Annotated in this window: 15 protein-coding genes; 13 read left to right on the forward strand and 2 right to left on the reverse strand. The window is 60.4% G+C overall.

Translation table 11 applies throughout. The features are described from left to right. The first annotated feature begins 469 nt into the window (after positions 1–469). The 4 genes from ACVWZ4_RS03410 (at position 470) to terL (ACVWZ4_RS03425) (ending at position 4,690) form a co-directional block, all read left to right on the forward strand. A complete protein-coding gene (locus tag ACVWZ4_RS03410) occupies positions 470–1,258 on the forward strand; it encodes a hypothetical protein (RefSeq protein WP_456789966.1) in 789 nt (262 codons plus the stop codon). Between the two features lie 190 nt (positions 1,259–1,448). Further along, positions 1,449–2,795, forward strand: a complete 1,347-nt coding sequence (locus ACVWZ4_RS03415; protein ID WP_456789967.1) for a DNA modification methylase — start codon at positions 1,449–1,451, stop codon at positions 2,793–2,795. 12 nt (positions 2,796–2,807) lie between these two features. Further along, positions 2,808–3,260, forward strand: a complete 453-nt coding sequence (locus ACVWZ4_RS03420) for a DUF5681 domain-containing protein (protein WP_456701969.1) — start codon at positions 2,808–2,810, stop codon at positions 3,258–3,260. Next, entirely contained in the window at positions 3,257–4,690 is a 1,434-nt protein-coding gene (gene terL, locus ACVWZ4_RS03425; protein ID WP_456789968.1) for a phage terminase large subunit, read from the forward strand. Before ACVWZ4_RS03420 ends, terL (ACVWZ4_RS03425) begins: the two co-directional genes overlap by 4 nt. A gap of 272 nt (positions 4,691–4,962) precedes the next feature. Here the strand turns inward: terL (ACVWZ4_RS03425) and ACVWZ4_RS03430 are convergent, their stop codons facing one another. Next, positions 4,963–5,190: a hypothetical protein gene (locus tag ACVWZ4_RS03430; RefSeq protein ID WP_456701966.1), complete on the reverse strand. Its 228-nt coding sequence runs from the start codon at positions 5,188–5,190 to the stop codon at positions 4,963–4,965. Between the two features lie 101 nt (positions 5,191–5,291). After that, positions 5,292–5,687: a hypothetical protein gene (locus ACVWZ4_RS03435; protein ID WP_456701965.1), complete on the reverse strand. Its 396-nt coding sequence runs from the start codon at positions 5,685–5,687 to the stop codon at positions 5,292–5,294. A gap of 231 nt (positions 5,688–5,918) precedes the next feature. Between ACVWZ4_RS03435 and ACVWZ4_RS03440 the strand changes: the two genes are divergently transcribed. The 9 genes from ACVWZ4_RS03440 (at position 5,919) to terL (ACVWZ4_RS03480) (ending at position 14,377) form a co-directional block, all read left to right on the forward strand. After that, positions 5,919–6,779 carry a YqaJ viral recombinase family protein gene (locus ACVWZ4_RS03440; RefSeq protein ID WP_456789969.1) on the forward strand — a complete coding sequence of 287 codons (861 nt, stop codon included), beginning with the start codon at positions 5,919–5,921 and terminating at the stop codon, positions 6,777–6,779. Beyond that, positions 6,763–7,797 carry an ERF family protein gene (locus tag ACVWZ4_RS03445; RefSeq protein ID WP_456789970.1) on the forward strand — a complete coding sequence of 345 codons (1,035 nt, stop codon included), beginning with the start codon at positions 6,763–6,765 and terminating at the stop codon, positions 7,795–7,797. Before ACVWZ4_RS03440 ends, ACVWZ4_RS03445 begins: the two co-directional genes overlap by 17 nt. 152 nt (positions 7,798–7,949) lie before the next feature. After that, positions 7,950–8,303 carry a hypothetical protein gene (locus ACVWZ4_RS03450; protein ID WP_456789971.1) on the forward strand — a complete coding sequence of 118 codons (354 nt, stop codon included), beginning with the start codon at positions 7,950–7,952 and terminating at the stop codon, positions 8,301–8,303. 263 nt (positions 8,304–8,566) lie between these two features. After that, positions 8,567–8,914 carry a hypothetical protein gene (locus tag ACVWZ4_RS03455; protein ID WP_456789972.1) on the forward strand — a complete coding sequence of 116 codons (348 nt, stop codon included), beginning with the start codon at positions 8,567–8,569 and terminating at the stop codon, positions 8,912–8,914. A gap of 466 nt (positions 8,915–9,380) precedes the next feature. Beyond that, positions 9,381–9,887, forward strand: a complete 507-nt coding sequence (locus tag ACVWZ4_RS03460; protein WP_456789973.1) for an NUDIX domain-containing protein — start codon at positions 9,381–9,383, stop codon at positions 9,885–9,887. 652 nt (positions 9,888–10,539) lie between these two features. Then, positions 10,540–10,857: a hypothetical protein gene (locus tag ACVWZ4_RS03465; RefSeq protein WP_456789974.1), complete on the forward strand. Its 318-nt coding sequence runs from the start codon at positions 10,540–10,542 to the stop codon at positions 10,855–10,857. Positions 10,858–11,095: 238 nt separating this feature from the next. Then, positions 11,096–12,562, forward strand: a complete 1,467-nt coding sequence (locus tag ACVWZ4_RS03470) for a site-specific DNA-methyltransferase (protein ID WP_456789975.1) — start codon at positions 11,096–11,098, stop codon at positions 12,560–12,562. After that, the gene (locus ACVWZ4_RS03475; protein WP_456789976.1) at positions 12,559–12,990 is read left to right on the forward strand and encodes a DUF5681 domain-containing protein; all 432 of its coding nucleotides are present in this window, start codon (positions 12,559–12,561) and stop codon (positions 12,988–12,990) included. Before ACVWZ4_RS03470 ends, ACVWZ4_RS03475 begins: the two co-directional genes overlap by 4 nt. Next, positions 12,977–14,377, forward strand: coding sequence for a phage terminase large subunit (terL, locus tag ACVWZ4_RS03480; RefSeq protein ID WP_456789977.1), 1,401 nt, complete (start codon positions 12,977–12,979; stop codon positions 14,375–14,377). The genes ACVWZ4_RS03475 and terL (ACVWZ4_RS03480) overlap by 14 nt, the downstream gene beginning before the upstream one ends. Positions 14,378–14,668: the final 291 nt, after the last annotated feature.

The following is a 14,668-nucleotide window of genomic DNA, read 5'->3' on the forward strand; positions in this document are numbered from 1 at the left end:
TTGTTTGATGACGTTGGGCACGGCCGGGGATTGAGTGTGGACGCGCGCCGCAACGGACTAGAGGGGCGGGGGAAGGGCACGACAGCCGGAAGGTTGGGCGCCGATCGTCGCGAGCCGCACCGCACGTTTGGAACGCAGCAAGACTGCAGAATCACCGTCGCTCCGCACCTTGAAAATGCGAACCGGAGCCGAGGTGCCCAGCCTCGTCGCAACCACGTAGGCGCGCCTGCCAACGCAGCACTGACCAAATATCGCCTCAGCGAGACAGCTCCTGACCAAACGCGGCTCCTGCTCGCGCGCATCTTGCCCGCCGCCTTCGGATTGATTGGCCACTTGCGGTTGCCGCGGTTGGCGTCGATCTGCCCGGACTAAGGTCATCGGTCCCCGCTTGGTGCCAACGGCGATAGTGGCGACGCCCCTCGAGCTTCAGGCAACTGACAAAACAAGCGACTCGCCGGGAGATCGGGCGTTGGCGATTCCCGAATGGAGCGGCCATTGCTTCACCGCGTCCTCCGTGCTCGTACCACATGCCGCGGAATGGTATCCCAATATGGGCGAGAGCAGGCCAAAGGCACCGATTCGCCTACAGAACGTTAACACTCCGATACACATCAAGCGGAATAACCGTTTCGCTTGTCATTGGATTGGGGGTTTTGCTGTGACCTATACATCTAAATGGGAAACGCTGTCTGCTGCGGCTGATCGGCTGGCAAAAGCGTCCGGCTGCTCGCAAGAGCAAGCCCGATCGGATGTCTGTTGCGCCTTGTCGGATGGCGTCATTGCCTTGCGCGCCAAGCTGGCACGCCATCCGATCCGACTACTCACATCAACCGAAGTTATCTGCGGCAAGCAACTTGAAATTCCGACTGACCTCAAGCCAAACGACATTGATTGGCAGGATTCGCGGCCGGAAAAGCCATGGTGTCTTCGCGACCATCCGCGCCTTCATCACGGACCGTGGTATTTGGAGCGCATCGAGCTTTCCACGGCTGACGTGACCGCGAAACTGTTGCCCGAGGTCGGCCCCACCGCAAGCCCGAGCGCTCCTGAAACCGACAAGCGACCGAAGCGAAAACAACGCGAATCCACCCAATTGAAGAATACCCAAGATGCGATTAACAACCTTTGGAAAGACGTACCTCCCCAGCACGTTCTCCCAAATGCTCTATTGGACCGCCGCGTCAACGCATGGCTGAAGGAACACGGCCGGCGCGAAGTGTCGCGTGACACCATTTTGAGAGCCGCGGGTCGTCGCTAAGCAAGCAAGTGCCGCTAGCGCACGCCACGCCGGCCGGCGCGGCAAGCCCGCCGACCGCTCCTCCCACGCCGCCCGAAGCGGCGCGAACTCCGGCAACTAGCGCATCAATGGCATTGCCATACTTGCTTCGCCGCGATGCATTCCTCCGACCTAATCTCGCGATGATTGATAGCGATGATTGGAGGAGCGAATGCCGACCGCAAACCAAGCTAGCGCAGAAGCGCCCCACGAGCCCTTCCGCGATCTAAAGTTTTCGCGCGAGTTGCTTGCTAAGCTAAAGCGCCCGCTTGGACACAAAATCCGAGACCATTCACTAACACAAATCCGCAAGATCAAGGTGAGCCTGCAGACCTTTGGGCCGGTGGCGCCGATTCTCATCGATCCTGGCGGAACGGTGATCGATGGGTGGGCTGTAGTGGTCGCCGCACGAGAGCTTGGATGGCGCAAATTTCCGGTCGTCTACATCTCTGATCTGTCCGAGGCCCAACAGCGCACCCTTCGAGTGACGCTGAACAAAATACCAGAATACGCCACCTGGGACCTGGACGAGCTCAGACTCGAGCTATCCGAAATCCTCATTCTAGATTCGCAGATCTCGTTGGAGGACACCGGCTTTGACGTGCCTCAACTTGACAAGCTTCTCGACGACAACGGCCTCGATCAGGAGGACGAGTTACCGCCCGCCATTGAACAAACCGTGGCCATCTGCCAGCTCGGCGACCAATTCAACTGCGGCGATCACGTTATTCAATGTGGCGATGCGCTCAATCCGGAGAGTTACCCCAAACTACTCGGATCAGAGCAAGCCGGCATGGTATTCACGGATCCGCCCTACAACGTGGCGATCGAAGGACATGTGACGCGCGCGAAGTCCGCAGGGCGACATGATTTTCCGATGGGCAAAGGCGAGCTTTCGCCGCCTGAGTTTCGTGCCTTCCTGGCAACGACCTTGGGAAACGCGGCGAAGGCCTCCCGCGACGGTGCGATCCACTTCGTCTGCATGGATTGGCGCCATACGCCCGACTTGCTGGCGGCCGGCGCCGCCGTCTTTTCCGAACTCAAAAATATCTGCGTCTGGAACAAGAGCAACGCCGGGATGGGCTCGCTGTACCGGTCGCAACATGAGTTCATCTTCGTCTACAAGTTCGGCACCGCCCCGCACATCAACAACATCGCGCTCGGCCGTCATGGCCGCAACCGCACCAATGTCTGGAACTACGTCAGCCAGAGCGCGCTGAGCGGGACCGCGAAAAGCAAGCTCGCGCTGCACCCGACCGTCAAGCCGGTCGCCATGGTCGCGGATGCCATCCGCGACTGCTCCAAACCTCGCGACATCATTCTGGATCCGTTCGGCGGCGCCGGCACCACCATGATTGCGGCTGAAAAGACCGGCCGTCGCGCCCGGCTGCTCGAACTCAATCCGCTCTATGTCGACGTCGCAATCCAACGCTGGCAGCGCCTCACAGGCCAAGCGGCCTATCACGCCGAAACCGGCCGCCCCTTTTCAGGCGGCGCGGCAGCAACAAATTCAAACTGACTGGAGACACACATGGTCGAGCGCATACGTCTGAACCCGAACAAGAACCCGGGCGCGACCGAACGGATCGTCACCGAGGTGCCGCCCACCAACGCATCCGCCGACACGGTGGGCTACGGCAAACCACCCAAACATTCCCAGTTCAAGCCGGGACAATCCGGCAATTCCAAGGGTCGCCCGAAGGGCAGCCGCAATTTCAAGACCGATGTGCAGGAGACCCTGCAGAGCCCGGTGAACATTACCAAAAATGGGCGCCCCAAAAAGATCACCACCCAGCGGGCCGTCCTCGAGAGGCTGCGTCTAGAGGCGCTTCAAGGCAACCCGCGTGCCAACGAGCAATTCATCCGCCTTGGAGAAAAATACAGTCGCCCGGATATCGCGGTCGACGCGCCGCTTGAAGCGAGAGATCAAGCAATTCTTGATGCCTATGTTCAACGGCGGCTGCGAGCTGAGGATGGTTCATGAGCGCGAGCGTTTTATCGGCCGTCCTGCGCACCGATTTCTGTTCTTTTGTTTGGAAATGCTTCGACACCATCGCGCGTGATGCGACCTACGTCGACAATTGGCACATCGAGGCCCTGGTCTACCATCTGATGCAGGTGCAGGAGGGCAAAATCCAGCGCCTGCTCGTCAATATGCCGCCGCGGGCGCTGAAATCGGTTTGCGTGTCGGTCGCCTATGTCGCCTGGCTGCTCGGCCATGATCCGCGGCGCCGCATCATCGTCGTTAGTTACTCTAACGAACTGGCCCTTGAACTGCACCGGCAATTCAAAATGGTCATCGAGTCCGATTGGTACCAACGAATCTTTCCAGCGATGCGGCTCGCCAAGGACACCGGCCTTGAGGCGGTGACCACGCAAGGCGGCTGCCGCTACGCCACCTCCGTTGAGGGCACATTGACCGGCCGAGGCGCCAACCTCATCATCATTGATGACCCCCACAAGCCAGATGAGGCCCTTTCGGCCAAGCAGCGCATCAAGGTCATCAATTGGCACCAAGGCACGTTGGTGTCGCGTCTGGACGATAAGCAAACGGGCCAGATCATCGTAGTCATGCAACGCTTGCACCCCGACGACTTATCCGGCCACCTGCTCCACTCCGGCAATTGGCACCACCTGAGTTTGCCCGCCATCGCGCCGGACGATTGCACGATCCCAATCGGACCGGACCGGGTCAAGCAGTGGCGCTGCGGCGAGCCGCTGCAGCCCGAGCGGGAGGGCGCAGCAGTCCTGGAACGGCTCAAGCGCGAGATGGGTAGTCAGCGATTCTTCGCGCAATATCTACAGGAGCCAGTTCCCGACGGCGGCAACGCGCTCAAACGCGCCTGGTTTCCAGCTTATCTTGGCGCTCCGGAGCAGCAGCCCGGCGACCGCATCGTGCAGAGTTGGGATGTGGCGGCGGGAATTGGCGAGAACAACGATTATTCGGTATGCATCACCTTTCTGAAGCGCAAGACCAAATACTATGTGCTCGATGTCTTTCGCGACCGCATGGTCTATCCGGATTTGCGCCGCAAAATCCCCGAGCTGGCGCGCCGGTTTGGCGCCGATACGATCTTGATCGAGAAAGCCAGCTTTGGTTTGTCGCTGTGGCAGGATCTCCGGAACGATCCACCGGACGGGATGCCCGAGCCGATCGGCATCCTGCCCAAAGGCGACAAGCAGGACCGGCTCGCGGCGCAGTCGGCGAAGATCGAGGCCGGCCAGGTTTTGCTACCAGGCGAGGCGCCATGGCTGGCCGATTTTCTCACCGAGATCCTCGCCTTCCCCAACGGCCGGCACGACGATCAGGTCGATAGCCTCAGCCAATTCCTGTACTGGGCATCAGATCCCTGGTCCGACCCCGCCATCGAAGTGGGGCTGCCGATTTTCGGCGGCGGTAGCGACGCCTCCTGAGCGCTAGCCATATCGCGCGTGCCGGCGCCGGGTGATCAGGCGTCGATCTCGACCGTCTTCTCATAGCGCCGCAATTGAATGTGGCCGGAGCGGGTCAAGCTCACCAGCCGCTGCGCACATTTGATCTGACGGCGCACCAAAGAACAAAGGCCGGTACTAATGGCCGCACGCGTCCGGCGTGGCCATGGCGAAATCAAATCCACGTTGTGATTCAGAAGCCGTCGTCCCAGCGCCGCAAGCGCTACGACCACAAAGCCATAAGGAAGATAAAACTAGATGGCTTCTTGGCCGGGGCACTTTGGCGAATAGCGCACCACGTCGTAAGAGCTGAACAAAATCGCCTTGAGCTCGATCACGACCGGCGGCACGGTTTGCCGCGACATCAGAACATCGATCTGAAACGCGTATTGCTCGCGCGTCGGACAGCATGTCGCTCGGCGTCTTCCCTCTTGATGCGCATTGCCGCCATCCTCACCTGCCGACATATTGGCCTGCTGCATCTCCGCCCATCCCAACCGCGGCGGCCATGCAGAAGTCGCTGTAATCGATGGAATACGCCCGCGCGCATAATCCGGAACGAAGCCAATTCGGTCGCAGCACGTCAGCCGCCCGTCGTTCTTTGGCACCGAAGCGCCCGCTTCTGTCTGACCAGGGCGGCGCGCTCGTACCGGTCCAGGCCCTTGAGACGTGCGACGCCGGCCGCGATCGGGCATCGCAAAATGGCGACCAGCATCGCATGTCGGATCGCGCGTACGCGTGACAGCTCCAACTTGGCGCGAGCAATCTCGATCACGATGTCCGACGCGACTTCAGGCCCGAGGCCAGAGCGGATCGCCCCGGCAAGGCCTTCGATCGCCGCGTCGTCACGCTGCTCGCGCCTCGCCAGGCCGTGGTGCAAGGCATTGCGACAGCACCGGCGTTTCCCGGCAGCGGTTTTGGGCCCCGTACTGCTCGTCGCGTTCCTACGATTGGCTTCGATTTGTCGTTGTGACGCCATGCCGCAGGCCTCTGCTGCTCGCGGCAGAAACCGTCGCTCCAAAGCGCCGATGCATCAAGGATTTAGGCGCAAAAGAGCAAGAATCTTGCTGCAGAATTGACTGGCATTCCCGCGCAAAAGGAGCGTTACTTAAGGGGACCGGGCGCAACCGATGGCCCTGGTATCTCACCTCGCGGTAGCGGGGCTTTTGCTGGTGCGGCGGCAAGCCGCATCAACCCAAGGGAGATACCGGTGGCCACGATCTCAGCTGACGGCGCCGAGGCGCCGCGTTCCGTCATCAAATTCACCCCCAGCGACCGCCGCGCCTTTGTCGGCGGCTCGGATGCGCGCATCATCATGGGCGATGACCAGAAGAGTCTCACGCGGCTGTGGCGGGAAAAGCGCGGTGAGATCGCGCCGCAAGATTTTTCAGAAAACCTGGTGGTGCAGCTCGGCACCGTCACCGAGGAGCTGAACCGGGCCTGGTACCAGCGCTGCACCGGACAGGCCATCATCGATATTCAGAAGCGGGTGCGGCATCCCGTGCACGGCTGGATGGCCGCCACGCTCGACGGTGTGGTTGCAGAGACCGGCGCGGTGTTCGAGGCCAAGTTCATGCTGCCCTGGGCCTTCACTGAAGAAGCCGCCGTCGAAAAACATATGGCCCAACTGCAGCACAACATGTGGGTCGTCGCGTCACGTTCCGCCGCGCTCTCCATCATCACCGGCGGCGGCAAATGGGTCGAGATCACCGTGCATGCCGACCCGCTGTACCAGCACCTGCTGCTGACCGCCGAAAAGAAGTTCTGGCGCTGCGTCCAGAGCGGCGAGCCGCCGGCCCTGTTTGGCATTGAGACGCCGCGACCACGATTGGCCGCCGTCAAGGTGGTCGACATGACCTCCTCCAATCTCTGGGCCGACTGTGCCGCCACCTATTTGCGCACCCGCGCCGCCCATGGTGAGCACGAGCTCGTCAAGGTCGAGCTCAAAAAGCTCATGCCCGAGGACGCCAAGGAGGCGATCGGCCACGGCGTTCGCGCCAAGCGGGCCAAATCCGGCGCGATCAGCTTTGATCCGGTTCAGATGGAGCACATCCATGCACCAGGCCAGTGAACATATCGGGGCGATCGCAGCCGCGCTGGCGCGCGCGCAGGCCGAATTGACCAACCCGGAAAAGACCCTGACTGCTCAGATCCGCTCGCCGTTTCTGCGCGACGACGACCGGACCTTCCGCTACGCCTCGTTGGCCTCCGGCCTCGACATCGTGCGCAAAACGTTGAGCCGGCACGAGATCGCCATTATCCAGACCACCCGGACCGACGTCACGACGGGCACCATCCACCTCACCACTTTGCTCGCCCATGCCTCCGGCGAATGGATCTCCTCGGAGTGGCCGGTCTGTGCCAGCAAGGATGTCGAGGCGCCGCACCGCATGGGCGCGGCGCTGACCTATGCTCGGCGCTATGCCCTGTTCGCGCTGGTCGGGATTGCCGGCGAGGATGATCTCGACGCGCCGGACGCGCTGGCCGGCCCGCCGTCCGCGGAGTCGCAAGCGCCGCCGAGCGCGAAGCCCAAGCCGGCCAAAGGCGTCTTGCATCACCCGCCGGTGCTGGGGCCGCTGCAATCCGCGGAGCTTCGGGATCAGCTGCTGCGCCAGCTCGTAGCGCTGCCTAGCGGCAGCGAGCTGCTCGTTTGGGCCAAGGCCGCCATTCCGCGCAAGAATACGCTGCTGGAGCCGGACGCCCGGATCGTCGAGGCCGCCTATCAGAGCAAGCTGGAGGACGCCGCTCGTGCTACAGCCCACCCCTCCGATTCAAAGGCCGGCTTGGAACGAGCGCAAAACAACACGCCTGAGCCGCTCGGGGCAGCTCCTGCAAGCACCGAGACCGCACTGCAGGCATCCCAGCCGCCCGCACGTCAGCCTGAGCTCGCTTATCCCAAGGATCCACCCCGCAAGCGCAGCAAGGCCCACCTGTTGTTCGTCCGGGAGCAGCGCTGCCTCGTTTGCCAGCGCACCCCGTGCGATCCGCACCACCTCAAATTCGCTCAACCCAGGACCCTCGGCCGCAAGGTCAGCGACGAGTTCACGGTTCCATTATGCCGCGCTCATCACCACGAGCTGCATCGGTAAGGCAACGAGCGCGCGTGGTGGGCCAATCTGCAGATCTCTCCCCTGCCCATCGCACAGGAGCTGTGGGCGGCAAGTCCCGCGCACGATCCAACCAACGCCGGACTCGCCAGCGCGGCTCTGCCGACACATCTTGGATCGGAGGCCTCGCCACGATGAACAGGCCACTGTCGCCCTCGCACCAGTTCACCGCGCTGCCGGTCGAGTTCGAGGCCTTGGCACCTCCGCCTTTGCTATTGCCAGGTGAGAGTCTCGAACACTACGAACTGCTGCGGCAGACGATCTTTGCCGACCTCGCGCCGCGCTCGGCGATCGAATGGCTGCTCGCCATCGACGTCGCCGAACTCTCCTGGGAGATTCAACGGTACCGCGTGTTGCGCCATAAACTGCTTGCTTACGACGGATCGACTTGGCTGGAATCGTCTCCAAATGCCAAGCCGAGGCCGAATGCTATACGCTGCAAAACGCCCTCAGTTGGCGGATTGACCCGGTCGCCACGACAGAAATAGACACGCGCCTTGCGGCCTACGGATTCGATCAACACGCCATTACCGCGGAGTCTACGTCCGGGCGCGCGAGATGTTGGTCCTGTTCGAAAGTCTGCTCAACGCCGCACAAACAAAACGCGTGCTGCTGTTTTGCGAAATTCGGAACGGGCGCCTCGCGATTGGATCGATACGTTTGCGGCGCTGAAAGATCAAAACGGGCGCTCCTGACCCGACCGCCCCCGGACGAGAGCGTTTCCTCTGCATCCGGAGCGATATGCGTCAAAATGGGCTTGTCGCTGAAATTGCCGCCAGGTATCGGATCGGAGCCAAAGAATTTTTCGGCCGATCAGCCCATGCTAATTAACGATTTTCATTCTGCTTTTTCCGGCAAGACCATCGTCCGTTGGGAGGATAGAGTCATGTCGAAAACGACGCAGTTGCTTACATCCGATCACGACATCGAACATCGGCGAATTGCCCGATTCGATTGGAGAAAAGGGACGCTGCTAGGGTTGGTAGAGCTGGCAGCGCTTCCGTTCGCACCTGCTGAGGTGGTCGCGCTGGATGTGCCGGCCGTCGCTGGTCGCGGGAGAGCCAAGACACCACACCTGTTTGATGACGGAAGGGGGTAATTCGGACGACAATTGGAGCCGTCCGGCGTGCAAGCAACGCCGGGCAATGCGCGGATCGATGCCGACGACGTGGATCATGTCGCCGTCACCATAGGACCTTCCGCTGTCCTTGTAACGCGACCAAAGAGCAGACATTGAGAAGAGAGTTTGTCAGAACCGGTCAATGTCCGTTTGGGTCAAACTGGGAAGAACTCACGTTGAGCAGAACGAGTCCGCTCTTTCCTTGATTGCCGAGGTGCGAGTGGACTTGGATTTCGGTCGCTGAAGGACCAGATGCAGACTCATGCTCCGCGGCAGGCAGGTGCACTCGATCACCTTGGTCGGCGCACCAATATGAAGGTGGGCATCGTCCGGATTTCGGGGGCTCGGCTTCCGGGACAACAAAAGATGTAGCTGGGACAACAGCCCGAGACCCAGTACAGGCGAAAAGCTGCCCCTCTGCCGGCAAGGTTGAAGAGGTTGATCCATGTCAGACCTTAGACAAACTCGACACTCCACGCTTCTCGACGCTGCCTGGCGGACAGCATACCGCGTCGGTTTCCCGCTTGCCCGCATCTGGTGGCGACTGCGACACCAGCAGCATGAAGGGGCCCTCGTGGCTGTCTACGTCGGTCAGGCGCTGCTGCTGGTGCGCTCGTCCTATAGGAGCGAGTGGAACCTCCCCGGCGGCAGTGTGCGGCCGGGTGAGACCCCTGAAGTAGCGGCTCGCCGCGAGCTGGCAGAAGAGATCGGCCTCGCCGGAGCACTCCCGCTGGTCGCGATGGGCGACGCCAGGGGCCTCTGGGAAGGGCGAAAAGATAAAGTACATTTCTTTGAACTACGACTGGATCGGCTACCCGAGTTACAGCTCGACAACCGCGAGATCATCGACGCACGGCTGATATCGCCGAGCGAGTTGCGCGGCATGGCGCTGACCGGGCCGGTCGCCGTCTATCTTGGCAGGACGGTTGCGCCGGGCTGCAATTCAGAGTGATCGCGCACTGCAATGTTCACGATCCTCGAAGGCCGAAAGCTTCCGATCGACGCGAGCGGATGGCGACCGACGGCACGAAATGTCATTGGCACGGCTTTAGGAGCGACAGCCATACCCTTACCAGATCATTTGCATGGCGGACCCATCCGCTCCGCGAGCAGGCACATCAATCGAACCATGATACGCTGCGGAAGCTCACCTTTTAGCTAATCGCGCATAGTGGGCGCATGCAGCTGCCGCTCGCAGCAAGAAACAAAATCCATGTCTTCAGTTGCCGCTGGCTACAAGGCTCTCCGGAACAATCGCGTCAGAAGCAAGTGCCGACCGCGCCATCACTCAATATTTTCAGCCTGACGCTCGGGATCGGTAACATCACAATCGTCCGCTCTTGCACCGACAAGAGAACCCCGCGGCCATTTCTGTAAACCCGCCCATTAAGAACCGCTCACGAACAAAATTCCCGCTTCGACACGACCGTAAAGCTACGGACTATCATGTTAAGTCGGGGTCATATCAGACTAGGCGCGGTCAGGGGGATCCGGATGACGCATCAAGGCTAGTCGAGTTATCCGGAAATGACGGAGGTGCCACCAGATCTCTCATCCAAGGAGTGCCCAACTTGCCGAGACAGTTGCCTCGAATACTCAGACCAATGCCCCTCGAAGAGCTTGCGGTCGACTTGCTGTTCGAAGCATTCGGTGAGCATCGGTACGATCGATCCCAGCGGGAATATGAGCATCTGATCTCGCTCATTCCCCCGCTCAAGGAAGCTATTTATCTGGTCAATCGACGCCTGCAAGAGCTCAACGAAAAGGGCCAGCAACGATTCAGCGTCATCTGCTATTTCCGACCTGGCGATCTGGCGCCGCGCTATATGCCGTTTCCGAGCAAAATTTCGCTGGATACGCTTCGCAAAGGCCTCATTACTCTCGGCTTCCGGAAGCCCAAATGGCGGAAAGCTGCCAGATAGCGTCGTACGTATGAATTCATTCTTTTGGCGCGGCGGTCCTCCAGCATTCACCCGGAGCACGCCAATGATGGCCGACCGCGCAGCCAAAGCGACCATTCACAAACACCTGTGAATCAGTTCTTTCTGCAAGCGGACCATGTTTCTAACCAGTTGAATATTATGTGCTTTTTTAACTATTTACCCGAAGCCACTGCCATGGTGCATATGAGTTGCTCCTTCAACAAAAAGGAGCACCGACATGACGCTCGGTCGAACCGCCGCCAACAAGTCACGGCTTAAAAAACGTACCGCGTTTTCCCATCCTCGTAAGCCAACTAAGCACGTCGAATGTCCCATCGAAGACCATTTGAAGGTCGCCAAGACAAGCACTCGCTTGGCGCCAGCTGTTCAGCGCGACGTACTGCTTCTGCCGCTCGGAGAGCTCAAGCGAGCTACCAAGAACGCGCGAACGCACTCCAAGAAGCAGATCCAACAAGTCGCAAACTCGATCCTGCGCTATGGGTGGACCTATCCCATCCTGGCCGACGAGGATCGGCGCATCATCGCCGGGCACGCCCGCTGGGACGCGGCTAAGCAGCTTTCCCTCAAGGACGTCCCCGTCCTGGTGATGCGCGGCCTCAGCGAGGCCGAAAAGCGAGCGCTGGCGCTTGCCGACAACAAGATTCCGGCGAATGCAGGCTGGGATCGCAAGCTGCTCGCCGAAGAACTAGGTGAGCTCGCCTCTCTGCTCCCCGAGTGCAACCTCAGCCTCGAGATTACCGGTTTTGAGCCGGCCGAAATCGACGGGCTGATGGCCGATTTCGGCGAGACGGAGCAGGATTCAGCCGACGCATCCTGCACGCTCGGCGAGCAGCCCGTCAGCCGCAGGGGCGAGCTGTGGCAGGCTGGTTCGCATCGCCTGCTGTGTGGCGATGCCGGCGATCCAAGCGATTGGTTGACCCTCATGGGATCTGAGCGGGCCAGCATGCTGATCGCCGATCCCCCGTACAATCTGCAAATTTCCGCGACGCTAGGTCGCGGCAACATCAAGCATCGCGAGTTTGCGGTCGCGTCCGGTGAACTGTCGCCGGCCGCGTTCACCGCTTTTCTCACCGGTTGGATGCGGTGCGCCGTCCAATTCTCCAAGGACGCGTCATTGCACTACATCTTCATGGATTGGCGACACCTTGGCGAGATGCACGACGCCGGGCACGCCGTCTTTGGCCCGCTGCAGAATTTGGTGGTCTGGAACAAAACGAATGGCGGCCAGGGCAGCTTCTATCGCTCCCAGCATGAGCTGATCTTCGTCTATAAGAACGGCGATGCCCCCCATCGCAACAACATCGAGCTTGGCCGCCATGGCCGCAACCGCTCGAATGTCTGGACCTATGCCGGGGTCAACGCCTTCCGCCAAGGCCGCCTCGACGAACTCGCAATTCATCCCACCGTCAAACCGGTCGCCTTGATCGCCGACGCGATCAAGGACTGCACGCAGCGCGGCGATCTCGTCCTTGATCCGTTTTTGGGCTCGGGCACCACCCTGCTGGCGGCGGAGCGCGTCGGCCGCCGCGCCTATGGCATGGAGATCGATCCGCTCTATGTCGATGCCGCGCTACGCCGCTGGCAAAATATTACCAAGCGAGATGCCACCCTGGTCGCGACTGGTCAGACCTTCGATGAGGTCACCGCACAGCGCACGACGACGTCGTCGGAGCGCCGCGCGTGAGCCGCTCACAACACGGACCGGATCGCGCGCGCAGAAAACGAAGCGACGTCGGTTACGGCCGCCCGCCCCCCGAGCATCAGTTCAAGCCGGGTCAATCCGGCAACAAGCGCGGTCGGCCCAAAGGCTCGAAGAACGAGGCGACCGTCCTCGACGAACTTTTCAATCGGAAAGTCGATGTCCGCCAGGGCGGGAGACTGCGAAAACTCTCCTTGCTGGAAGCCATCTGCTTGCGATGTGCCGAAGATGCGCTGAAGGGGAATCTCAAAGCGACCGCCTTCCTGCTCAACCGCGCCAGCAACTCGGCTTATCATCCGAGCAGCCAGCCAGCGACGTCATCGATATGGATGATCGCAAAGTCCTGGAATCTTATGTCCAACAGCTGCACGAGGAATTCAACAAACGAGGAGAGTCGGAGTGACCAACCATGACAACGCAATCATCGATGCTATTCTACGCATTGACTTTGTCAGCTTTCTCTATCGCTGCTTTCTTCACCTCAATCCCGGCACGACGTTCTTGCCGAATTGGCATATTCGAGCGATCGCCTACCAACTTGAGCGGATTCGACGCGGCGAGATCACCCGCTTGATCATCAACATGCCGCCGCGTTATCTCAAATCCATCACCGCGTCGGTGGCGTTTCCCCTCTTCCTACTCGGCCATGAGCCCTGGCGACGCATCATCACAATCAGCTATGCCGACGACCTCTCTGCCAAGCATGCAAGTGACTTTCGATCTATTGCGCACGCCCGGTTTTACCAGCGCGCGTTTCCGCGCATGCGTATTGCGCGTAGCACGGAAGGAGAGGTTCTCACGACCAAGCGCGGCTTCCGCAAGGCGACCTCGGTGTCAGGAACGCTGACCGGATTGGGAGGTGACCTCATCATCATCGATGATCCGCAGAAGCCCATCGACGCCCAATCGGAGACGCGCAGGAACACCGTCAACCAATGGGTGACCAATACGTTGATGTCCCGGCTCGACAACAAGCAGACCGGTGCGGTGATCCTGGTGATGCAGCGCGTTCATCTCGACGATCTGTCCGGCTTTCTGGCCAGCTCATCCGACGAGTGGGAGGTGCTCAGTCTGCCCGCCATCGCCGAGACCGACGCCGCGGTCTCGATCGGTCCCAATCAATTCCATTTCAGAACCTCAGGCGAGGCGCTGCATCCGGCTCATGAATCGCTTGAGACCCTGCACAAGCTGCGGCAGACGCTCGGGCCCGATGTATTCTCGGCGCAATATCAACAAGCTCCGGTGCCGGTCGGCGGCGCAATGATCAAGCGCGATTGGTTACGTTATTATGACGCAGCGCCGCCTTTTGAATTTGGAAGCAGGATCATTCAGAGCTGGGATACTGCGGCCAAGAACGGCGCGCAAAATGACTGGTCGGTGTGTACGACGTGGCAGGTCGCGGACGGGAATTATTACCTGCTGGATCTGGTGCGCGGTCGGTTCGAGTATCCCATCCTCCGCGACACCGCACTCGAACTCGCGAAGCGCTTCAGGCCGCATGAGATCCTGATCGAAGACGCCTCAACCGGAATTGCTTTGGCACAGGAGCTCAGCAATGAGACTGATTGCTTCGTCAATCCCGTCAAGATCGAGCACGACAAGATCGGCCGCCTCTATGTCCAGCAGGGCAAATTTGCCGCCGGACGCGTCTGGTTTCCAAGGAAGGCCCCTTTCCTCGCCGAGCTCGAGATGGAGCTGTTGACCTTTCCGCAAGGCCGTCACGATGATCAGGTCGACAGCATCAGTCAGGCGCTTGGGTATGACGACAATGGTTACGATCACACCCTGAGTTGGCTCTGATGGGCAGCGATCGCATCGCTCGCTTCTGTTGCGTGAGAGCGGCCCGCTCGTAGCGCACCTTCGTCGACCCCCAGGCACCTGTTCCGCGACATCGCTGCACACGGCCGGGCCATATCAGCCGCGTTAGCATCGGCAGAAGACCCGCGCAAGCGAGTGCTCAGCGGCTGTCAGAGTCTACTCGGGTTGGGTCCCGAGGGCGCACTACTCCGAAAGATCTTGGAGCTCACCGAAAGGGCCAATTGTGAAGCTGCAGAAATTGTAGCGCATTGCCATCATGAAGCAACGGCCCGT

Source organism: Bradyrhizobium sp. USDA 4472 (genome assembly GCF_054058595.1).